The 20,565-nt window shown below is 67.3% G+C and carries 15 protein-coding genes; 6 read left to right on the top strand and 9 right to left on the bottom strand.

From position 1 onward, the window contains the following. The first annotated feature begins 196 nt into the window (after positions 1-196). On the top strand, positions 197-736 hold the full coding sequence (gene cobU, locus sphsw_RS11060) for a bifunctional adenosylcobinamide kinase/adenosylcobinamide-phosphate guanylyltransferase (RefSeq protein WP_200874034.1): 540 nt from the start codon (positions 197-199) through the stop codon (positions 734-736). A 36-nt stretch (positions 737-772) separates the two neighbouring features. Here cobU and sphsw_RS11065 read toward each other — a convergent pair whose 3' ends face one another. The 4 genes from sphsw_RS11065 to sphsw_RS11080 all read right to left on the bottom strand — a co-directional run bounded on the left by sphsw_RS11065 (position 773) and on the right by sphsw_RS11080 (position 6,273). Continuing rightward, positions 773-2,065: an OmpP1/FadL family transporter gene (locus sphsw_RS11065; protein ID WP_031440672.1), complete on the bottom strand. Its 1,293-nt coding sequence runs from the start codon at positions 2,063-2,065 to the stop codon at positions 773-775. Positions 2,066-2,115: 50 nt separating this feature from the next. Next, the gene (locus sphsw_RS11070; RefSeq protein WP_031395134.1) at positions 2,116-2,526 is read right to left on the bottom strand and encodes a DUF2147 domain-containing protein; all 411 of its coding nucleotides are present in this window, start codon (positions 2,524-2,526) and stop codon (positions 2,116-2,118) included. A 292-nt stretch (positions 2,527-2,818) separates the two neighbouring features. After that, positions 2,819-5,137 (bottom strand): 3-hydroxyacyl-CoA dehydrogenase/enoyl-CoA hydratase family protein, encoded by a 2,319-nt coding sequence (locus sphsw_RS11075; RefSeq protein WP_031440673.1) that lies wholly within the window; start codon positions 5,135-5,137, stop codon positions 2,819-2,821. Beyond that, entirely contained in the window at positions 5,137-6,273 is a 1,137-nt protein-coding gene (locus sphsw_RS11080; protein WP_031440674.1) for a thiolase family protein, read from the bottom strand. Before sphsw_RS11080 ends, sphsw_RS11075 begins: the two co-directional genes overlap by 1 nt. Positions 6,274-6,406: 133 nt before the next feature. Between sphsw_RS11080 and sphsw_RS11085 the strand changes: the two genes are divergently transcribed. Genes sphsw_RS11085 through sphsw_RS11095 form a run of 3 tightly spaced genes read left to right on the top strand, consistent with a single transcriptional unit; the run spans position 6,407 to position 8,747 of the window. Next, positions 6,407-8,110: a long-chain-fatty-acid--CoA ligase gene (locus tag sphsw_RS11085; RefSeq protein ID WP_042467071.1), complete on the top strand. Its 1,704-nt coding sequence runs from the start codon at positions 6,407-6,409 to the stop codon at positions 8,108-8,110. Next, positions 8,107-8,490 (top strand): MerR family transcriptional regulator, encoded by a 384-nt coding sequence (locus sphsw_RS11090; RefSeq protein ID WP_031440676.1) that lies wholly within the window; start codon positions 8,107-8,109, stop codon positions 8,488-8,490. Before sphsw_RS11085 ends, sphsw_RS11090 begins: the two co-directional genes overlap by 4 nt. A gap of 56 nt (positions 8,491-8,546) precedes the next feature. Beyond that, entirely contained in the window at positions 8,547-8,747 is a 201-nt protein-coding gene (locus tag sphsw_RS11095; RefSeq protein ID WP_031440677.1) for a hypothetical protein, read from the top strand. 3 nt (positions 8,748-8,750) lie between these two features. Here sphsw_RS11095 and sphsw_RS11100 read toward each other — a convergent pair whose 3' ends face one another. Then, positions 8,751-10,193 carry a dihydrolipoyl dehydrogenase gene (locus sphsw_RS11100; RefSeq protein WP_031440678.1) on the bottom strand — a complete coding sequence of 481 codons (1,443 nt, stop codon included), beginning with the start codon at positions 10,191-10,193 and terminating at the stop codon, positions 8,751-8,753. Positions 10,194-10,299: 106 nt separating this feature from the next. Between sphsw_RS11100 and sphsw_RS11105 the strand changes: the two genes are divergently transcribed. Then, positions 10,300-10,926: a glutathione S-transferase family protein gene (locus tag sphsw_RS11105; RefSeq protein ID WP_031440679.1), complete on the top strand. Its 627-nt coding sequence runs from the start codon at positions 10,300-10,302 to the stop codon at positions 10,924-10,926. Positions 10,927-10,974: 48 nt separating this feature from the next. Here the strand turns inward: sphsw_RS11105 and sphsw_RS11110 are convergent, their stop codons facing one another. From sphsw_RS11110 to sphsw_RS11125, 4 genes are all read right to left on the bottom strand, one after another. Beyond that, positions 10,975-13,062 (bottom strand): glycoside hydrolase family 97 protein, encoded by a 2,088-nt coding sequence (locus tag sphsw_RS11110; RefSeq protein ID WP_031440680.1) that lies wholly within the window; start codon positions 13,060-13,062, stop codon positions 10,975-10,977. Next, positions 13,059-14,675, bottom strand: coding sequence for an alpha-glucosidase (locus sphsw_RS11115; protein WP_031440681.1), 1,617 nt, complete (start codon positions 14,673-14,675; stop codon positions 13,059-13,061). The genes sphsw_RS11110 and sphsw_RS11115 overlap by 4 nt, the downstream gene beginning before the upstream one ends. Then, on the bottom strand, positions 14,675-16,525 hold the full coding sequence (locus sphsw_RS11120) for an alpha-amylase family glycosyl hydrolase (RefSeq protein ID WP_031440682.1): 1,851 nt from the start codon (positions 16,523-16,525) through the stop codon (positions 14,675-14,677). The genes sphsw_RS11115 and sphsw_RS11120 overlap by 1 nt, the downstream gene beginning before the upstream one ends. A 97-nt stretch (positions 16,526-16,622) precedes the next feature. Then, positions 16,623-19,460: a TonB-dependent receptor gene (locus tag sphsw_RS11125; protein ID WP_052380922.1), complete on the bottom strand. Its 2,838-nt coding sequence runs from the start codon at positions 19,458-19,460 to the stop codon at positions 16,623-16,625. A 236-nt stretch (positions 19,461-19,696) separates the two neighbouring features. Between sphsw_RS11125 and sphsw_RS11130 the strand changes: the two genes are divergently transcribed. Next, positions 19,697-20,565, top strand: an 869-nt coding sequence (locus sphsw_RS11130; protein WP_042467072.1) for a LacI family DNA-binding transcriptional regulator, incomplete at its 3' end; no start/stop codon positions are given.

Raw genomic sequence — 20,565 nt, forward strand, 5'->3', positions numbered from 1 at the left:
CGGGCGGCTCCCACGCGCAGGGGTTGATCCCGGTCGACAGGTCGAGCCAGGGACGCGGCGCGTGCGGGTACAGCGCCTGCGCGCTGTCGATCCGGCCGCCATGTTCCATCAGCGCGTGCACATGCGTCCCCTGCGCCGGCAATGCCGCGGCGTTGCTGCTGGCCTTCGCCATTCGCCGGGGATAGCGCAAGAGGCGATGGAGGAGACGGTCGTGCAGGGGTTTGGAAAGACGGTGCTGGTCACCGGCGGTGCGCGCTCGGGCAAGAGCCGCCATGCGCAGGCTTTAGCAGAGGCGGCAGGTGGCCACACGCTGGTCTATATCGCGACCGCGCAGGCCTTCGACGGCGAGATGACCGAGCGGATCGCGCGGCATCGCTCGGAACGGGACGAACGGTGGCGGACGGTCGAGGCGCCGCTCGCGCTGGCGGCGGCGATCGTCGAGGCGGATGCGCCGGACGGGGTGATACTGGTCGACTGCCTGACCTTGTGGGCGTCGAACCTGATGCTGACGGAGGCCGATGCGGATACCGCGATCGCCGCGCTGCTGGACGCGATCGGTCGCATCGAGGGGCGGCTGGTGCTGGTCACCAACGAGGTCGGGATGGGGATCGTGCCCGACAATGCGATGGCGCGGCGGTTCCGCGATCTGGCCGGGATGCTCAACCAGCGGGTCGCGGCTGCGGTCGAGACGGTCGATCTCGCGGTGTCCGGGCTGACGATCCGGATGAAGGGATAGGGTGCCCCTCCCCGATATGGGGAGGGGCGGTTAGCGTCAGAACGAGACGCGGGCGCCGAGCGAGGTGACGATCGCGCTGGCGTCGCGGAGCGCGCCGTTGGTGCGGATGATGCTGCCCGCGACCAAGGTGGCGCGGTCGATCGTCGTGTTCTCGAAGTCGACATATTGCGCCGCGGCGTCGACCGCGATGCGCGGCGTCACCTGGTAGGAGGCACCGGCGGCATAGGTCCAGCGATCGGCGTCGGGAACGCGCGCGTCGCGCTGGCCGTCCTGGGTCGGCGTCTTGGTGCGCTGGACACCGCCACGCACGGTCAGCTTGGGCGTGACGTCATAGTCGAGGCCGCCCGCGAGGCTCCAGCTGTCGCGGTAGTTCTCCGGGATCGCCGTGTTGAGCGGTGCGCCGAGATCGATCGTGTCGAACTTGCTCCAGTTGAACGCGATGACCTGGGCGTTGAGCGTCAGCTGGTCGGTGGCGCGGACGCGGCCCGCGACGATGACCTGGCCGGGGGTGTTGAACTCCGCGGTCGCGCCCGAGACTTCGGTATTGCCGCCGGCGAGCGGGCCGAGCAGGCCGGTGACGACGAGGTCGCCCTTCAGCTTGTGACGGATGCTCGACTTGTAGGTGACGCCGACGGTGGCGAAGTCGTTGTGGAGCTGGACGCCCGCGGTCCAGCCGAGATCCCAGCCGTCGCCGCTCAGTTCCTGGCGGCCGTCAGGCTGTGCTGCGGACACGTTGGGCAGCGCGTTGCTGAGGATCGCGTCGGTATATTCGACGTTGAGCGCACCGCCGACGCGGAGCCAGTCGGTCAGCTCGACGCCGATCGAGGGCTGGATGTCGATCGTGCGCAGGCGGGTCTTGTCCGCGCTGTAGCGGGCCCAGCTGTCGGCGTCATAGTTGGTCGTGAAGCTGAACGGCGAGGTGACGACGAGGCCGACCGCGATCCGGTCGGTCAGCGGATAGGCGACCGCACCCGAGGGGACGACGCCCTTGTTGACCGGGTCGCTCGAGTTCGACTGGCCGCTGATCGCGGTGCAGGGCTGGCCGCCCGGGCGGCAGATCTGCGATCCGGTGTCGACCACGTCGCCGCGCGGGATGATCGCGCTGGCGCTGAGCGTCGCGCTGCCGTCGCGGATGCCGGCGATCGCGGCGGGGTTCCACCAGAGCGACGCGGCGCCGGTATCGGCGGCCTCGCCCGAGAATGCACGGCCCGCGCCACGCGCCGACTGCGCCTGGAGATAGAAGGCGTCGGCATAGGCGGTGCTGGCGAACCCGAAAGCGGAGACGAGCGCGGTCACGGCCAGCAACGGGGCCTTGGTACGAAACGACATTTACAAAATTCCTGAACGCTAACTTTTGGGGAGATGAAAGGGACCTAGGATCAGCGGACGCGCGTCCAGGTCTGGGTCTTGCAGAGCGGGAAGAAGACGCAGCCGCGCAGCTTCAACTGGTTCGCGCCGACCGGGGTGATCTTGCCGCTATAGGTCTTGCCGTCCTCGGCATTGTAGACCTGGCCGCTGCTCCAGACGCCGTCCTTGTCGGACTTGAAGCCGCTGAGCATCTGCATGCCCTGGATCGGGCGGCTGCGCAGCGCGGTGTTACTGTTGTTGGCGTCCTTCATCGACGGGTTGGCGCGCAGCGCGTCGGAGGTCAGGATCTTGCCGCAGATCGAGGGGCCGCAGCGCGCGATCTCGACGATGGCGTTGTGCGTCTCGGTCCGCCAGCGGCCGACCACGGTATCGGCGGTCGCGGGCGCGCCGGCGAGCAGCGCGGCGATCATCATCAGGGACATCGTCTATCCTCTCCTAAGGTTCCGGGGTCGTCGTATGTGTACGATCGTGAATGTCTCGCAAGATCAGCGACGTAAGCGAGACCTTGTTGCCGTATACGGCAGTAATCGTTCCGCCCTTAGTTTTGTACAAAGACAAGTCAAGTCTTCTTACGGATCCGGGGCGGTTAAAAACATGGTCATCGGGGTCACGGCCGTCATTCCCGCGGAGGCGGCAACCCATAGGGGCTGACGGCGCGATCACGCACGCAGGTCAGCCCTTATGGGTCCCCGCCTTCGCGGGGATGACGGGTGTTCAGTTCCGCAGCGGCTTGCCCGTCTGCAGCATGTGGACGACGCGCGCCTGGGTGCGCTGGTCCTTGACGCTCGCCATGAAGGCGGCGCGTTCGAGGTCGAGGAGCTGCGTTTCGGTGACGGTGTCGACGAGGTCGGCCTCGCCGCCGGTCAGCACCTCGGCGAGGCGGTCGGCAACGACGACGTCATAGTCGGTCGCCATGCCCTTCTTGTGGAAGTCGGACACCGCCATCGACAGACCGGTACGACCGCTCGCGCCCGCCAGACGGAAGGTCGGCGGCTCCGGGGCGACATAGCCCTCGACCAGCGCGAGCGCCTTCGCCTTGGCGTCGGCGAGCAGGCGATCGCGGTTCATCGTGATGCCGTCGTCCTTGCGCAGGATCATCATCTCCTTCGCCTCCGCCGCCGACTTGGCGACCTGCGCGGTGGAGACCGCCTGGAACACCTTGGTCAGCGCGGGCATCGGGCCGTTGGGGAGCGTGCGCGACTTGGTCCAGCGGTCGAGCATCTCGCCATTGCCGCCCCAGCCGGGCACCAACCCGACGCCGCATTCGACGAGGCCGGCATAGGTCTCGGCATGCGCCTGCACCGCGTCCGAATGGAGCAGCATCTCGCAGCCGCCGCCGAGCGCCAGTCCTGCGGGCGCGCTGACGACGGGGAAGGGCGCGTATTTCAGCGCCTTGTACGCCTGCTGGCCGCGCGAAACGCTGGCCTCGACCATGTCCCACAGGCCCGCACCGACCGCGAACATCGCCGCGCCGAGATTGGCGCCGGCCGAGAAGTTGCTACCCTCGTTATAGACGACCAGCGCCTTGAAGCGCTCGCGCACGACCGGGATCGCTTCCTCGATGAGCGCGATGACCTGATCGTCGAGCGCGTTCATCTTGGTGTGGAATTCGAGCGCGGCGACACCGTCGCCGACGTCCCAGAGCGACGCCGAGGCGTTGGTCAGGACGGGCTGCGAGCGGAGCTTGATGTCCTCGAGCAGCTCGACGCCGTCGGCGCGCGGCACGTCGACATAGTCGCCGTCGGCGGTCAGATACTGGCGGTTGCCGTTCTCGACGCGGTAGAAGGGGCGGTCGCCCGCGGTCGTCAGGATCGCAGGCACGTCGCGGCCTTCGGCAGCGAGACGCTGGGCGAGCAGGCCCGGGCCCATCCGGTCGATCAGCTCGAACGGCCCGTATTTCCAGTTGTACCCAAGCTTCATCGCGTCATCGATCGCGACGATATCGTCCGCCGCCTTGCCGACGAGCATCGCCGCATAGGCCAGCGTGTTGCCGAGGATCGTCCAGGCATAGGTGCCGATCCTGCCGGGCTCGGCGATCAGCGCGGCGAGATCCTTGCCGGTCTTGCCGGGCAGTTCGGCGGGCTTCGCCTCAGGGCGATAGTCGCCGGTCGCGAGGTCGAGCGAGAGCTTGGTGCGCGTCGCCTTGTCGAAGCGGTAGAAGCCGCCCTTGCCCTTGCGGCCGGTGCACCCTTCCGCGATCATCCTGTCGACGAGCGGCATGTCGCGGACCGTGTCGAAATAGGGATCGCCCGCGGGGAGCGTCGACGAGAGGCTCTTCGACAGCAGCGGCATCAGGTCGACGCCGACGAGATCGACGAGCCCGAAGATCCCGGTCTTGGGCACGCCCATCGGACGGCCGCCGATCTGGTCGGCCTCCTCGACGGTCAGCCCCTGATCCATCGCCGCGTTGATCGCGATCGCCAGCCAGTAGGTGCCGATGCGGTTGGCGATGAAGCCCGGCGTGTCCTTCGCGCGGACGATGCGCTTGCCCATGAAGCGATCGACGAAATCCTCGACCTTCCCGGCGACCGCGGCGTCGGTATGCTCACCGCGGACGATCTCGACCAGCCGCATGTAGCGCGGCGGGTTGAAGAAGTGCGTGATGAGGAAGTCGGCCTTGAACTGGTCCGAGCGGCCGTCGACGAGGTGGCCGAGCGGGATCGTCGAGGTGTTCGACGAGACCGCGGTGCCCGGACGCTTGAGCGCCTCGAGCTTGGCATAGAGCGCCTGCTTAGTATCGAGCCGCTCGACGATCGCCTCGACGATCCAGTCGCAATCGGCGACGCGGTCGAGATGGTCGTCGATATTGCCCGTCTCGACCAGCTTTGCCGCACGCTTCGACATGAAGGGGGCGGGGTCGGTCTTGAGCATCTTCGCGACCGCGCCCTTGGCGACCGCGTCGCGATCGTCACCCTCGCGGGGGACGATGTCGAGCAGCAAGACCGGGATGCCGGCGTTTGCGACCTGCGCGGCGATGCCGGCGCCCATCACGCCCGCGCCGATGACGCAGACTTTCTTTACGGCGTTGTCCATCATGCGCGCTCCAGCACCGTTGCGATGCCCTGACCGCCGCCGATGCACTGGGTGGCGAGCGCGTAGCGGCCACCTTCGCGGGCGAGCAAGGCTGCGGCCTTGCCGACGATGCGCGCGCCGGTCGCGCCGAGCGGATGGCCGATCGCGATCGCGCCGCCATCGAGGTTGATCGTTTCGTCCTTGAGCCCGAGGTCGCGGATGCAGGCGATCGCCTGGCTGGCGAACGCCTCGTTGATCTCGACCACGTCGAGGTCGGCGACGGTGATGCCGGCGCGCTCCATCGCCTTTTGCGAGGCGTAGATCGGGCCGAGGCCCATCGTCGACGGCTCGTTACCCGAGACCGCGATTGACTTGATGCGCGCGAGGATGGTCAGGCCGTACCTCGTCGCGAACTCTTCCGAGGTGACGAGGACGGCGGAGGCGCCGTCGGTCAGCGGCGAGGAGGTGCCGGCGGTGACCGAGCCGTCTGCGCTGAACGCAGGCTTCAGGCCGGCGAGCGCCTCGGTGGTGGTGCCGGCGCGGATCGTACCGTCCTGGCTGACCGGGCCGGCCTTGGTCTGGATCGTCACGATCTCGTCCGACAGGCGACCATCGGCGCGCGCGGCGGCGGCCTTGTCCTGGCTCTTCACCGCGAACGCATCCTGCTCGGCGCGGGTGATCTGATAATCGCGCGCGACGTTCTCGGCGGTCTCACCCATGCCCATGTACGCGCCGGCGTTCTTCTTGAAGAGATCGGGGTTGGGGAGCGGGTTGTAGCCGCCCATCGGCACGCGGCTCATCGATTCGAGCCCGGCGCAGATGAACGCGTCGCCAGCGCCGATGTTGATCTGGCCGACCGCGATGTGGATCGCGCTCATCGACGAGCCGCAGAAGCGGTTGACCGTCATGCCGCCGACCGACAGCGGCAGGTCGGCGAGCAGGCCGATCATCCGCGCGACGTTCAGGCCCTGCTCGCCCTCGGGGAAGGCGCAGCCGAGGATGATGTCCTCGATCGCGGCGGGATCGACGCCGGTCTTGTCGAGCAGACCGCGGATCGTCTGCGCGGCGAGATCGTCGGGGCGGACGCGGGCGAGATCGCCCTTGCCGGCAAGGTGGAACGGCGAGCGGGCGTACCCGGCGATGACGACGTTGGTCACGATGATCCTCTCCAATTGCAATCGGTCCGCTTAAGACTTGCGGGCTACCCTTAAGGTGCGATACCTCTCCTATACGTCAAGGTGATGCGGCCTACAATATCAGTCGAGAGCGCACGCCGAAAAGGAGAGAGAGATGCTGGACACCGACGGCCGTGCGATCGGCGTACCGCTAGAAGGCGAAGCGCGTTTGCTGGGCGACATGCTCGACACGGCGGTCCGCCGATTCGGGTCGCGGACGGTGCTGGATTTCCTCGGGTCGACGATGACCTATGCCGAGCTTGGCGACGCGGTCACGCATGCGGCGCGGGGCCTGCAGGATCTGGGCGTGGTGAAGGGGACGCGCGTCGCGCTGTGCCTGCCGAACACGCCTTATTATCCGGTGCTGTTCTTCGCGGTGCTGAAGGCGGGCGGGATCGTCGTCAACGTCAACCCGCTCTATGTCGAGCGCGAGCTGTGCCACCTGCTGAAGGATTCGGGCGCGGAGATCATCGCGACCTGCGACATTACCGAGATCCATGCGCGCGTGCTGAAGGTCGCGGGCGAGACGGGGCTGCGGCATGTCATCACCTGCCCGATCGCGGGCGCGTTGCCGACGCTGAAGTCGATCGCCTACCGGATCTTCAAGCGCGCCGAGATTGCGCGCGCGCCGAACGACGCGCGGCATCGCAGCTTCGACTCGCTGGTGCGCGCAAAGGGCGCGCCCGCGCCGGTCGCGGTGACGCCGGACGAGGTCGCGGTGCTGCAATATACCGGGGGGACGACCGGCGAGCCCAAGGCGGCGATGCTGAGCCACGCCAATCTGGTGTCGAACGCAGACGCGATGATGACGTTCGTCGGCGGCGAGACGCCCGAGCAGGACCGGGTGATGGGGGCGCTGCCGCTGTTCCATGTCTTCGCGCTGACGACGGTGCTGACCTATTCGATCCGCGCGGGCGCGCAGATGATCCTGTTGCCGCGGTTCGAGCTGCAGCAGCTGCTCAAGACGATCGTGCGGACCAAGCCGACCTATTTCCCCGCGGTGCCGACCATCTATGCGGCGATCACCAAGGCGGCGGAAACGCAGCCGATCGACCTGTCGTCGATCCATGCGTGCATCTCGGGCGGCGCGCCGCTGCCCGCCGAGGTGCGTACCGCGTTCGAGGCGGCGACGGGGTCGAAGCTGGTCGAGGGCTATGGCCTGTCGGAGGCCTCGCCGATCATCACCTGCAATCCAATCGAGGGGCTGAACAAGCCGGGATCGGCGGGGCTGCCCTTTCCCGGCACGATCATCGAGATCCGCGACCGCGAGGACCCGACCCGGCTGCTGCCGGTCGGTGAGAATGGCGAGATTTGCGCGCGAGGTCCGCAGGTTACGCAAGGGTATTGGCACAAGCCGGAAGCGAGCGCGGCGCTGTTCGCGGACGGGGCGCTGCGCACCGGCGACGTCGGGCATCTCGACGCGGACGGCTATCTGTTCATCGTCGACCGGATCAAGGACCTGATCCTGTGCGGCGGCTACAATGTCTATCCGCGGGTGATCGAGGAGGCGCTGTACGAGCACCCCGCAGTCGCCGAGGTGGTGGTGATCGGGGTCGCCGACGCCTATCGCGGACAGGCGCCCAAGGCGTTCGTCACGCTGGTCGAAGGTGCGGTCGCAACCCCTGTGGAATTGCGTGATTTTCTGCGCGACAAGATCAGCAAGATCGAGCTTCCCCGCGAGGTCGAAATCCGCGACACTCTGCCCAAGACGTTGATCGGCAAGCTATCCAAAAAGGAACTTGTCGCGGAGGAAGAGGCCAGGCTGGCACGCGCAATGCCGGCCGGGGCGGCGTCGGGGGAGAGGGGAGCGACACCGTGAACGAGCGGCAGGACGATCTTACCGGGATTCAGGACGTGTCGCAGGCGCTGGGGGTCAGCGCGCGGACGCTGCGTTTCTATGAGGACAAGGGGCTGATCGAGCCGTGCCGGATCGGCACGACGCGCGTCTATACGCGGCGCGACGTCGCGCGGATGCAGCTGATCCTGCGCGGCAAGCGGCTGGGATTCTCGTTGCGCGACATCGAGGAGTTCCTCGTTTTGTACGATGCGGATCCGCAGCATGTCGAACAGATGCGTGCGCTTGCCGAACGCTGTCGCCAGCGGATCGACGACCTCCAGCAGCAGCAGGCGGCGATCGCGCAGACGCTGGAGGAACTGGAGAAGATCGAGGCGCAGGCGCTCGAGCGGATCGCGTCCTGACCGGCCTGTAACGCGCAGCGGTTGCACCGCGCGGCGCAGCGCGGCAGGGATGGGCGATGCGTACCATCTCCTCCGCCGTCGGCGTTCGTCTCTATCATCTCGACGATGCGCTCGAGGGCGGGGCGGCGACGACGCTTTTCTACGGCCCGCTCGGCGAGGCGCTGGCGATCGCCGCGCAGCAGAGCGATGAGGTCCAGGCAGGGCTGTACATCGCGACCCAGAACGACGTCGTCGCCTATCTCGACCTCGACGAGTGAGGCTCAGGCGCCCGCGGTGAAGCCGTCGTCGCGGTCGGCGGGAACGGGCGCGCTGACCGCCTTGCAGATCGCGCGGAGTGCAGGCTTCAGCCCTTCCTCGAGCGTCGGGTGATAGAAGGGCATGTCGAGCAGGTCGGTCGCGGTGCGGCCCTGCTGGATCGCCCAGGCGATCAGGTGCGCGCTGTGCTCGACCCCGGGGGCGGCCATCGTCGCGCCGGTGAGCCGGCCGGTGCCCGCCTCCGCATAGAAGCGGATCAGCCCGGCGTTGCGCGCCATGACCTTGGCGCGACCCTGATCCTCGTAGGAGGCTTCGCCGATGACGATGCCGTCCTGGTCGTCGGGGGTGATGTCGCCGATCACCGCGACGGTCGGGTCGGTGAACATGATCGCGAGCGGGACCATCCGCGGGCCGGGGGTGACGTCGGGGAACTGCGCGGCGTTGCGGCCGGCAATCATCCCCTCGGCAGACGCCTCGCCGAGCACGGTGCGGTCGTGATCCGCGTCGCCGGCGATAAAGATCGGCGCGTCGCCGCACTGCATCGTCGTCCTGTCGAAGAGCGGCGTGCCGTGATCGTCGAGCGCGATCCCGGTGGTCTCTAGCCCGAGGCCCTTCAGCCGGGGCGGGCGGCCGGTCGCGACGAGCAGATAGTCGAAGCGGCGGGATCCCGATTGCTCGCCCGACCAGGACAGCCGGACGCCATCGCTGTCGGGTTCGGCCTTCAATTCCATTTCGAGATGGATCGGCAGTTCCTTGTCGAGGATACCGTGGAGCGCCGCCGAGACCTTCTCGTCCTTCAGCGCGGCGAGGCCGGGGGACTGGTCGAACACCATCGTCTCGACCCCAAGCCGGACGAGCGCCTGGGCGAGTTCGAGGCCGATCGGGCCGGCGCCGATCACGCCGACCGAGCCGGGCAAGGTCGGCAGGTCGAAGATCGTCTCGTTGGTCAGCACGCGGTCGCGGACTGCGTCGAAACTGTCGGGGATGTTCGGGTAGGACCCGGTCGCGATCACGACGGTCTTGGCGGTCACGGTGCGGCCGTCGTCGAGGCGGAGCGTGGTCGCGTCGACGAAGCGCGCGCGGGCCTGGACCTTTACGCCGTCGGGGAGCTTGTCGAGCGAGTCGCAGACGCCCGCGACGAACGCGTCGCGCTCGCGCTGGACGCGCGCCATCACCGCGGCCCCGTCGATCCGCGGCTCGGCGGCGATTCCGAAGACCGATGCCTGGCGGACCGCATGCGCAGCGTGGGCGGCGGCGATCAGCAGCTTGGAGGGCATGCAGCCGACGCTGGCGCAGGTGGTGCCCGAGAAGGTCTCGTCGATCAGCAGCGTGCGCGCGCCGTTGCGCCGTGCATTGCGCTCGGCCGCGAGACCGGCGGTGCCTGCGCCGATGATCGCTACGTCACAGGTGAGATCGGGGCCGTTGAGATCTGGGCTGGTGTTCGGCATGATCGACTCCGTCTCCGGAGCATTCCGGTCATGGCAGCGAAACCTTCCAACCGCCTGACCCGTTCCGCATGCCGATCCGATAATCACCACGATCCGAGGACCCGCAATGCTGACCGTCCATCACCTGAATTTCTCCCGGTCTTTCCGTATCTTGTGGCTGCTGGAGGAGCTGCAGCTGCCCTATGAGCTGGTCCGGTACGAGCGGGATGCGAGCTTCCGTGCGCCTGCGTCGCTGAAGGCGGTGCATCCGCTGGGCAAGGCGCCGATCGTGCAGGACGATGACCTGACGCTCGCCGAGAGCGCGTCGATCCTGTCCTATCTCGATCGCAAGTACGGGGGCGCGCGGCTCAGCCCGCCCGAGGGCACGCCCGAGGCGGCGATCCATGACGAATGGCTGCACTATGTCGAGAGTTCGGCGGCGTTCCCGATCATGATGACGGTGATCGGCAAGATGATGGGCGGACTGCCCGAAGGCCTCGGCAAATTCTCCGAGCCCGAGGTCGCCAAGACGTTTGCGTATATCGCCGACGCGGTTGGCGAGGGACCGTATCTGATGGGGGCGAAGCTGACGCTGGCGGATATCCAGATGTCGTATTTGCTCGCGACCGCGGAGAGCGCGGGGCTGCTCAGGGACCAGCCGGAGGTGAGCGCGTATTTCGAGCGGCTGAAGGCGGTGCCGGGCTATCAGAAGGCGATCGAGATTGGCGGGCCGCTCTCGCCATCGCGGCGCTGACGGGGGACGGAACCGGCGCTGCGATACGGCAGCGCCGGTCCCTCCGGTTCAGCGTGCCTTGAAGCGGATCGCCTGACCGCCGCCGGGCGCGAGCGCGAGCGTCAGCGTGTCGCCCTTGCGGACGCGCTTGGTCTCGATCGTGATCGCGTGGCGTGCGGTCGTCTTGTAGTCCGCGCCGGGGCCGTCGCGGTAGATCTGCGCGGTGTAGGTCCGGCCGGCGTCGAGGAAGTCGAGCGCGACGGTGAGCGTCCGGGCATTCTCGTCGGTGACGCTGCCGACATACCAGTCGTTCGACTTGCGGTCCTTGCGCGCGAAGGTGACGAAGTCGCCGACCTCGCCGTTGAGCACGCGGGTGTCGGACCAGTCGGTCGGCACGTCCTTGATGAACTGGAACGCGGCGGGATATTTCGCGTAGTTCTCCGGCGTGTCCGCCGCCATCACGACGGGCGAATAGAGCACGACGTAGAGCGCGAGCTGCTTGGCGATCGTCGACAGGAGATCGCTGTCGTCGGTGCCCTTGAGGCTGAGCACGCCGGGGGTGAAGTCCATCGGCCCCTCGAGCATGCGCGTGAAGGCGAGGTTCGCCTCGTGCTCGGGCGGGTTCTTGCCGGCCCAGCTGTTATATTCCATCCCGCGCGAGCCCTCGCGCGCGATCCAGTTGGGATAGGTGCGGCGCAGGCCGGTGTCCTTGACGGGCTCGTGGCTGTCGATCGACACCTTGTACTTGGCGGCGGTGGTGACGACGCGGGTATAGTGGTTCACCATCCACTGGCCCTCATGCCATTCGCGGTGCTGCGACCCGTCGGGATCGACGCGTTCGATCTGGCCCGCGTCGGTGACATAGCCGGTCTTGATCGCGGGAATGCCGTGATCACGCGCAAAGGCGAAGGCGCGGTCGAGCTGGCCGTCATAATGGCTGGCCGAGCCGCCGGTCTCGTTATGACCGATCAGATAGACGCCCTTCGACTTGGCGTATTTGGCGAGATAGCCGGCGTCGAAATCGGGGGTCGGCGTGTCGAACTGCATCGCGGTGCCGTCGCCGAACCAGTCGCCGTCCCAGCCGACATTCCAGCCCTCGACGAGCACGCCGGGGATTTTGTTCGCGCTGGCGAAGTCGATATAGGTCTTCACATGCGCGGTGGTGGCGCCGTGATTGGGGCCGGTCGCCCAGCTCCACTTGCCGGTGATCATGTTCCACCACACGCCGACGAACTTGCCGGGCTTGACCCAGCTGACGTCGCCCAGCTTGTTGGGCTCGTTCAGATTGAGCTCGATATGGCTCATGTAGAGGCCGGGCGCGTCGTCCGAGAGGATCAGCGTGCGCCAGGGCGTCGCGAACGGGCCGGTCCGCGTGACCTTGGGCGCGCCGGCGCCGGGGGTCAGCACCGCCTTCAGCGTGTTGCCCTCGACCTTGGCGACGTTCATGCCGGCATAGTCGACCAGCGCGGCCTCGTGCAGCGCGACATGCGTGCCGCCCGCGAGCTTCAGCGTGATCGGCGTCGCGGCGGTGCCGACATCGGCGAGCGGCGTGCGGTTGTAGAGATATTCCTCGCGGTTCCATTCGAAGCCGGGCTTCCACCAGGCGGTCGCGTCCTCGGCAAAGGCGAACTGCGTCAGCTCCTCGGCGATGTTGACGGTCTTGAAGTTGGGCTGGTCGGGGAAGACGTAGCGGAAGCCGATGCCGTCGTCCTGAAGCCGGAACACGACGTCGATCGCGCGCTGCAGCCGGTCGGTCTCGCGCAGGCGGACGCGCATCTCGCTATGGTTGTCGCGGATCGTCTTCCACTCGCCCCAGGGCTGCGTCCAGGTCGAGTCCGCCTTGTCGCGGGTGACGGTCTCGATCTTCAGATGCCGGTCGAACTTGGGCGCATCGGTGAAGAGGAAGCCGAGCCGCGACGGCTTGACGATCAGCGTGCCCTTGCGCGTGACGCTGTAGGTCGCATGGCCTTCGCCGTCGGTCGCGACGGTGACCGCGATGCTGCCGTCGGGGGAGGTCGCGATCGCCGAGGGGATCGTCGGGACGGGCTGCGGCTTGATCGTCTCGTTCGTCGTGACCGCGGGAGCGGCCTGATCCTGCGCCATCACGGGTGCGGTCGTCGCGAGCAGGGTCGCAAGTGTGAGCGAGAGGGTCTTCATGATCCGGTCCTTTCGACGATCAGCGCGGCATAGCCGCCCAGTCGTCCTATCGTTGCGTCGTTGATGCTGTCGCGGACGCGCCAGTGTTCGGGGGTAGCGGGGCTCCACGCGACGGGCGTCGCGGCCATGTTGAAGACGCAGAGCAGGATCTGGTCGCCGTCACGGCGTTCGAAGGCGAGCAGCGTGTCGGTGACCTCGGTCAGCACCAGATCGCCGATCGCAAGCGCGGGGATCGCGCGGCGCAGCGCGAGCAGGCGGCGGGTGAGCGCGAGCAGCGAGTCGGGATCGCCCTCCTGCCGGTCGACCGCGAGCTCGGGATGGTCGTTACCGACCGGGAGCCACGGCGACGCATCGGTGAAGCCCGCATGCGGCGCATCGGCCCGCCACGGCATTGGCGTGCGGGCGCCGTCGCGCGACAGCGTCAGCGGCCAGTTGGCGATCGCCTCGGGATCCTGGAGCTGGTCGAACGGCACCTCGACCTGGGTGAGCCCCAGTTCCTCGCCATAATAGAGGAAGATGTTGCCGCGCAGGCAGACAAGCAGCGCGATCTTCATCCGCGCGAAGGCGTCGCGGTGATCGGGGCCGATCCAGCGCGAGACGGCGCGCGGGGCGTCGTGATTCTCGAACGCCCAGCTCGGCCAGCCCATCTCCGCGTCCGACGGCCAGAGCGTGATCGCGTCGGCGACGGTGCTGGGGCGGAGGTCCGACGCGTAGAGGAAGTCGAAGCCATAGGCACTGTTGAGCCGGGTCTGGCCACGGGTGAACAGCTTCATCTCGCGGTCGCTGTCCGCGCCGCCGACCTCGGCCACGGTGAAGCGGTCGCCATAGCCGTCGATCAGCCGCCGCAGTCGTTCGAGAAAGGCGGGTATGTCGGGATGGCTCTGGTTATGGACATGCGCCTGAAAGTCGAAGGGGCGCGTCTTCAGGCTGTTGTCGGTGACCGGCGGATTGTCGGTCAGCGCGGGGTCGTGCATCGCGAAGTTGATCGCGTCGAGACGGAAGCCGTCGACGCCGCGGTCGAGCCAGAATTTTGCGGTGTCGACGATCTCGTCCTGAACGTCCGCGTCATGGAGGTGGAGCTGTGGCTGTTCCTTCAGGAAATTGTGCAGATAATATTGGCGACGGCGCGCGTCCCAGGTCCAGGCGGGGCCGCCAAAGACCGACTGCCAGTTGGACGGCGGGCTGCCGTCGGGCTTGGCGTCGGCCCAGACATACCAGTTCGCCTTGGGGTTGGTGCGCGACGAACGGCTCTCGACGAACCAGGGATGCTCGTCCGAGGTGTGGCTGTAGACCTGGTCGATGATGATCTTCAGCCCGAGCGCGTGGGCGCGCGCGATCAGCGTGTCGAAATCGGCCAGCGTGCCGAAGATCGGGTCGACATCGCGGTAGTTCGCAACGTCATAGCCGAAGTCCTTCATCGGCGATGTAAAGAAGGGCGAAAGCCAGACCGCATCGACGCCGAGGCTCGCGACATAGTCGAGATGGCGGGTGATGCCGGGCAGGTCGCCGATGCCGTCGCCGTTGGAATCCGCAAAGCTGCGCGGATAGATCTGGTAGATGACCGCGCCCTTCCACCAGGGTCGGTGCACGGGCAGGCTCGTATCGTCGGGCATCAGCGGGTCTCCGCGGCGCAGACCGCATAGCCAAAGGCGGGGATGGTCAGCGTGACGCTGCCGGGGGCGGTCGCGCGCGCGGGGCAAGCGCCGGCGAGCGTATCGAAGCGGGTCGAGCGAGTCTCGACCTGGATCGCGCTGGTCAGCGGCTTTGCGCTGGTGTTGTACGCAAGGAGCATCTCGGCGCCGGTAACGGGATCGAAGCGCGAGACCGCGAACAGGCCGGGCGTATCGCCGCGCGCGCGGACGAGCGTGCGGCCGCGGGTCAGCGCCGGGTGCGCGACGCGGAGGCGCGCGAGCTGGGCGATCTGGCGGAACAGCGGGTGGGTCGTACCGAAACTGGGGGTCGCGGTGGTCGCGTCGGTGCCGACGAGGCGGTTGTCGTTATAGACCGCGACCTTCGAGGCGAACATGTCCTCGCGTGCGTCCTGGTCGTCGCCGTCGCCGGCAAAGCCCTGCTCGTCGCCCGAATAGATGGTCGGCACGCCGCGCAGCGTCAGCAGCATCGCATGGCCGAGCTTGACGCGGGCCAGCACCTCGGCCTCGCTCGCGTTCGGGTTGAGGCGGCGGACGTCGCGCGCGAAGCGGCCCTGGTCGTGATTGCCGAGGAAGGTCGGCAGGATCATCGCGGTGTCGGCGCCGTGTTCGTAGAGCGCGTCGCCGTCGAACAAAGCGGCGAGTTCGTTCGTGCCCTTGTTGCCCGCGACGACGTCGGTCACGCCCCAGCGGAAGCCGAAGTCGAGCACCGCGGGCAGCTTGTCGACGCGGGTGAAGCGCGCGAGATAGCCCGGATCCATCGTCCCATAGGCGACCTCGCCGAAGATGTGGAAATTGGGGATGCCGTTCGCCCTGGCGCGGTCGAGCATCGCGGGCGTGAAGGCCTGCCAGAATTCGGGGTTCACGTGGCGCGCGGTGTCGATGCGGAAGCCGTCGACCTTGAACCGGTCGATCCAGCCGCCGAAGATGTCGATCATGCCCGACACGACGCGGGGGTTCTCGGTCGCGAGATCGTCGAGGCCGGAGAAGTCGCCCATCGTCGAGCTCTCGTCGGTGAAGGTCGAGTCGCCGCGGTTGTGGTAATAGATCGGGTCGTTGAGCCAGGCGGGGACCTTCACGGTCCGTTCCTTCGCAGGGACATAGGGCGTGTAGGCGAAGCCGGGGTCGGTCAGCCGCGCGAAGTTCTCAGGCGTGCGGACGGCGTCGCCCGCGAAGCCGGGGTTTATCGCCTTGCCGCGCAGGCCGAGCTTGCGCTGATAGGGGTAGTTGGCGCGGTCGCGATAGGCGCAGGGGGTGCCCTCGGTGCATTCGCGGTACTGGATCACGTCGGCGGTATGGTTGATGATGATGTCCATATAGACCTTCATCCCGCGCGCATGCGCCGCGGTGACGAGCGCGGTCATGTCGGCATTGGTGCCGAGATGCGGGTCGACCTGCGTGAAGTCGGTGATCCAGTAGCCGTGATAGCCAGCGGATTCCTTGCCGGGCGCGCCCTGGACGGGCTTGTTCTTGAAGATCGGGCCGAGCCAGATTGCGGTCGCGCCGAGCTGCTGGAGATAGCCGAGGCGCTTGGTCAGACCCTTGAGGTCGCCGCCGTGGTAGAAGCCCTTGGCGGTCGGGTCGAAGCCGGTGACGCGGCGATCGCCGGTGAGGCCGCCGCGGTCGTTGGCGGGATCGGCATTCTCGAACCGGTCGGGGAGGACGAAATAGATGACCTCGTCCTGCGGCAGCCGCGCGCGATAGTCGGTCGCCGGTACCGGCTTGCGTGCGGCCCGCGATGCCGGGCCGGGGTCTGCGATGGCGGGCGAGAGCGCGAGCAACCCTGCCAGGATGGTGGCGACGCTCTTGATCATCGGATGTCCTTTTCGCACCGGAATCGGTGACGGCGCCACCGGCGCCGGGTCGCCGTCCGCCGGGATGACCCCGGGCGGACGGCGGTATTACAGGTCGTTAGAAGCGGAAGCTTGCACCCAGATAGAACTGGCGCCCGAAATATTGCAGCGTGCCCGTCTGTGCGGTCTGGCCGAAATAGGAGCGGGTCGGCTGGTCGGTCAGGTTGTTAGCCTGCGCGAGCAGCGTCATCCCGGCGAGCGGGCTGCCCTGCGGGAATTCATAGCTCATCTGCGCGTCGAACACGGTCTCGGCGGCATTGGTCACGATCTGCTCGCTGAGGCCGAACTGCGGGGCGACGAACTTCGAGCGGTAGCGCATCGAAACGCGCGTCTGGAAGCCGTTCTTCTCGTAGAAGAGCGTCGGGTTGGAGACGATCTTCGACAGGCCGGGCAGCGACAGCGAGAGCGTGTTGCCGCTGATCGCGTTGGTGATGCTGACGTCGGACTGGTTGTACGAGATGTTGAGCACCGCGCCGAGGCCGTCGAACGGCGCCGGCAGGAAGTCGAACGTCTTGGTGATGGCGCCTTCGAAACCATAGACATAGCCGCCATTGCCGTTGATCGGTGCGAACAGATTGCCGGTCGTGACGACGCTGGTGAAGCCGGTCCCGGCGAGCGGCGGGGTGCTGATGCCGTTGGCGGCGAAGTCGTAGTTCGGGATGACGCCGCCGATCACGAAGCTGCGGACGTCCTTGTAGAAGGCGCCGAGCACGAGCGAGCCGCTGTTGCCGAAATAATGCTCATAGGTGGCGTCGAACTGGTTGGCGCGGAACGGCTGGAGCGCGGGGTTGCCGCCCGACCCGTCGAGCCGCGCCGCGGTGCCGCCGATGCTGACCAGGTTGGTGCTGATCGAGTTGCGGAAGTCGAAGAAGCGCGGACGCGAGATCTGGCGCGAGAGCGACAGGCGGGCCTGGTCGTTCTCGGTCAGGCCGAGGATGAAGTTCGCCTGGGGCAGCCAGTCTGTGAACTTGCGACCACGGGTGTTGAGGTAGCGACCGGTGCCGCCGTCCGAGATCGTCGAGGACGAGCTCTGGTCGGTATGGACGACGCGCAGGCCGATATTGCCCTTGAACGGCAGCGAGCCGGCGATCGTGTCGAAGTTGAGCTGGCCGTAGCCGGCATAGGTCTTCTCGTCGATCGTGAAGCTCTGGTCCTGCGTGAACGCCTGGGTCTGGTCGACGACGCGGTCGGGCCCGAGCTGCGAGTCGAAGATGCTGCCGATATCGGCGACGATGAAGTCGGGGAAGGACGAGAACTTGCCCTTGAAGCCCGCGGTCGTCGAATTCGAGCCGGTCAGCGTGACGGGCGCAGCGAAGCTGAACGCGTTGAAGCTGGTGATCGTCCGCTCCGCCTTGCGGTTGCCATAGCGGCCGCCGACCTCGAACGACTTGAGGAACGGACCGTCGATCTTGAGCAGCGCGCTGCCGGCGAACGCATAGAGGCGGTCGGTGTCCTTCTGCGGGACGATGTAGAAGCCCTCGAACGTGTTCGCGGCCGGGTCGGTGTAGTTGGCGTTGGTCGAGAACGAGCCGACGTTCAGACCGTCGAGCTTGTAGCTGAGCGTCGTCGGCGTCGCGGTCGTGTTGCCGTTGTCGTCGAGACCCGAATTGTTGAAGAAGCTCGAGGCGCGCGAATAGGAGCCGTCGGCGGTCAGCGTGAGCTGGCCGATGTCCTTCTGGACGTTGCCGCCGAAGGTGTAGAGCTTGTCGAGGCGGTTCTCGTTCTGCTGGATCGTGCGGGTGCGGATGCCCGAGGCGTTGCCGCCGACGATCGTGTTGCCGATGACGGTCGGGTCGGTGAGGTTGCTGCTGGTCTGCTGCAGGTTCTCGACCCGGATGCCGCGGCGGAACACGTCCGACTTGAAGCGCGAATAATAGCCGTCGAGCAGGACGCGGAACGTGTCGGTCGGCTCATACTGGACGCTGCCGAGGACGCCGTCGCGGGTCTCGTTGCCGCCCGACTGGACCGCCTCGAAGCCATAGCCGATCGCGTCGGCGCGGCCGTTGCCGTCGAGGTCGCGGATCGCCGGGCTGCCGTTCTGGCCGGTCGCGGTGTAATCATAGCCGACGAAGCGCGTCGCGACGTTCGCCTGCTTCAGACGGGCATAGCCGACCGCGAGGCCGAGCGTGTCGTCGAGCAGCTTGGTCTGGATCGAGGCGCTGCCGCGATAGCCGAATTCGCTGGCGTCGGGGTTCTGGCCGGCGCGGTCGTTATAGACGCCACGAACGTTGACGCTGACGAGCGTCTTGCCGGGAATGCTGAGCGGGCGCGCGGTGCTGAGCTCGACCTTGCCGGCGACGCCGCCCTCGATCTGCGAGGCCTTGGGGCTCTTGTAGACCGCGGCCTGGTTGATGAGTTCGGACGGATACTGGTCGAATTCGATGACGCGGTTGCCCGAGGTCGCGACCTGTTCGCGGCCGTTGAGCGTGGCGGAGACGAGATCCTGGCTGAGGCCGCGGATGTTGATCGCCGACGCCTGGCCGCCGGTACGCTGCGAGGTGACGCCGGGCAGGCGGGCGAGCGACTCGGCGATCGAGACGTCGGGCAGGCGGCCGATATCCTCTGCCGAGACGATCTCGGCGACGACGTCGAGGTTGCGCTTGACCGCGATCGACGAGCGCAGGCTGGCGCGGAAGCCGGTGACGACGATGTCGTCGCTGGACTCTGCTGCGGGGCCGCTGCTCGGGGCGGTGGCGTCCTGCGTCGCGACGGTCGGGGCGGGCGTAGAGGGTGCGCTCGACACGGTGTTGTCGGCGGAGGCCGGGGCGGGATCGGTCGCGACCTGCGCGTCGGCGACCGACGCGGCGAAGAGCGCCACGGCGAGCGCGGTGCCGCTGGCCGATAGGGTGAAAAGGTGATGCGCGGCAGATGCCGGGAAACGCTTGGACGTCGTCATGTTCAACTCCCCTGAAAGCCCCGCTGCATCTTTCGCGCCGTGGGCCGTGTGTGGCGTTCCAATGGAATTCCGCCCCGCGAAAGCCAATCAATCGACATACGTATTCAGTGCGGCCGTTCCGGCCGTGTTGCCGATTTGCCACGGATCGCGGGGGCCAATGCGTTGACGTTGCGGGCAAACTGGAGTGATGATTGCGACGGCGACGCCGTCCGAGCGCCCCCGAGAGGATCCCTGTCTTGAGTGCCCAGCGCAAATCCACGTCGTTCGACATCGCGCAGGCCGCGGGCGTATCGCAGCCGACCGTGTCGCGCGCGCTGCGTGGCAGCCCGACGGTCAGCCCGGCGACGCGGCAGCGGATCGAGGCGATCGCCAAGCAGCTGAACTATACCGTCGACCGCAGTGCATCGAACCTGCGCAGCGGCAAGACGCGGACGATCGCGCTGCTGCTGTTCCGCGATCCGACGCCCGACGAGACCGAGGTCAATCCGTTCTTCCTGGGCATGCTGGGCGCGATGATGGGGGCGTGTGCCGATCATGGCTATGACCTGCTCGTTTCGTTCCAGAATTTCTCGTCCGACTGGCATACCGATTACGAGGACAGCCACCGCGCCGACGGGCTGATCCTGCTCGGCTATGGCGATTATGCGGATTATCGAGCGCGGCTCGATCACCTCGTGGCGCAGGGGACGCATTTCATCCGCTGGGGATCGGTGCGGCACGACCAGCCCGGGCTGACCGTCGGGTGCGACAATGTCGCGGGCGGTGCGGAGGCGACGCGGCACCTGATCGCGCAGGGGCGGACGCGGATCGCGTTCCTGGGGGATGCGACCGATCATTATCCGGAATTCTACGACCGCCACCGCGGCTATCTCGCGGCGCTCGAGGAACATGGCCTACATGCCGATCCGCACTTGCAGGTCGACGCGATCACCACCGAGGAAGACGGCACGCGCGCGGCGCAGGCGTTGCTCGCGCGCGGGGTCGCGTTCGATGCGATCGTCGCGGCGAGCGACCTGATCGCGCTGTCGGCGATGCGGGTGCTGGCGGGGGCGGGGCGGATCGTGCCCGACGACGTCGCGATCGTCGGGTTCGACGACATTCCCGC

This window comes from Sphingomonas sp. FUKUSWIS1 (genome assembly GCF_000733135.1).
GTDB classification, from domain to species: domain Bacteria; phylum Pseudomonadota; class Alphaproteobacteria; order Sphingomonadales; family Sphingomonadaceae; genus Sphingomonas; species Sphingomonas aerolata.

Bases quoted from the DNA above. Each gene is read 5' to 3' on its own strand.
- sphsw_RS11100 (WP_031440678.1), bottom strand. From the start codon at position 10,193: ATGCCGAACACCAGCCCAGATCTCAACGGCCCCGATCTCACCTGTGAC.
- sphsw_RS11075 (WP_031440673.1), bottom strand. From the start codon at position 5,137: ATGGACAACGCCGTAAAGAAAGTCTGCGTCATCGGCGCGGGCGTGATG.
- sphsw_RS11125 (WP_052380922.1), bottom strand. From the start codon at position 19,460: ATGACGACGTCCAAGCGTTTCCCGGCATCTGCCGCGCATCACCTTTTC.
- sphsw_RS11085 (WP_042467071.1), top strand. From the start codon at position 6,407: ATGCTGGACACCGACGGCCGTGCGATCGGCGTACCGCTAGAAGGCGAA.
- sphsw_RS11110 (WP_031440680.1), bottom strand. From the start codon at position 13,062: ATGAAGACCCTCTCGCTCACACTTGCGACCCTGCTCGCGACGACCGCA.
- sphsw_RS11070 (WP_031395134.1), bottom strand. From the start codon at position 2,526: ATGTCCCTGATGATGATCGCCGCGCTGCTCGCCGGCGCGCCCGCGACC.
- sphsw_RS11095 (WP_031440677.1), top strand. From the start codon at position 8,547: ATGCGTACCATCTCCTCCGCCGTCGGCGTTCGTCTCTATCATCTCGAC.
- sphsw_RS11115 (WP_031440681.1), bottom strand. From the start codon at position 14,675: ATGCCCGACGATACGAGCCTGCCCGTGCACCGACCCTGGTGGAAGGGC.
- sphsw_RS11065 (WP_031440672.1), bottom strand. From the start codon at position 2,065: ATGTCGTTTCGTACCAAGGCCCCGTTGCTGGCCGTGACCGCGCTCGTC.
- cobU (WP_200874034.1), top strand. From the start codon at position 197: ATGGAGGAGACGGTCGTGCAGGGGTTTGGAAAGACGGTGCTGGTCACC.
- sphsw_RS11105 (WP_031440679.1), top strand. From the start codon at position 10,300: ATGCTGACCGTCCATCACCTGAATTTCTCCCGGTCTTTCCGTATCTTG.
- sphsw_RS11120 (WP_031440682.1), bottom strand. From the start codon at position 16,525: ATGATCAAGAGCGTCGCCACCATCCTGGCAGGGTTGCTCGCGCTCTCG.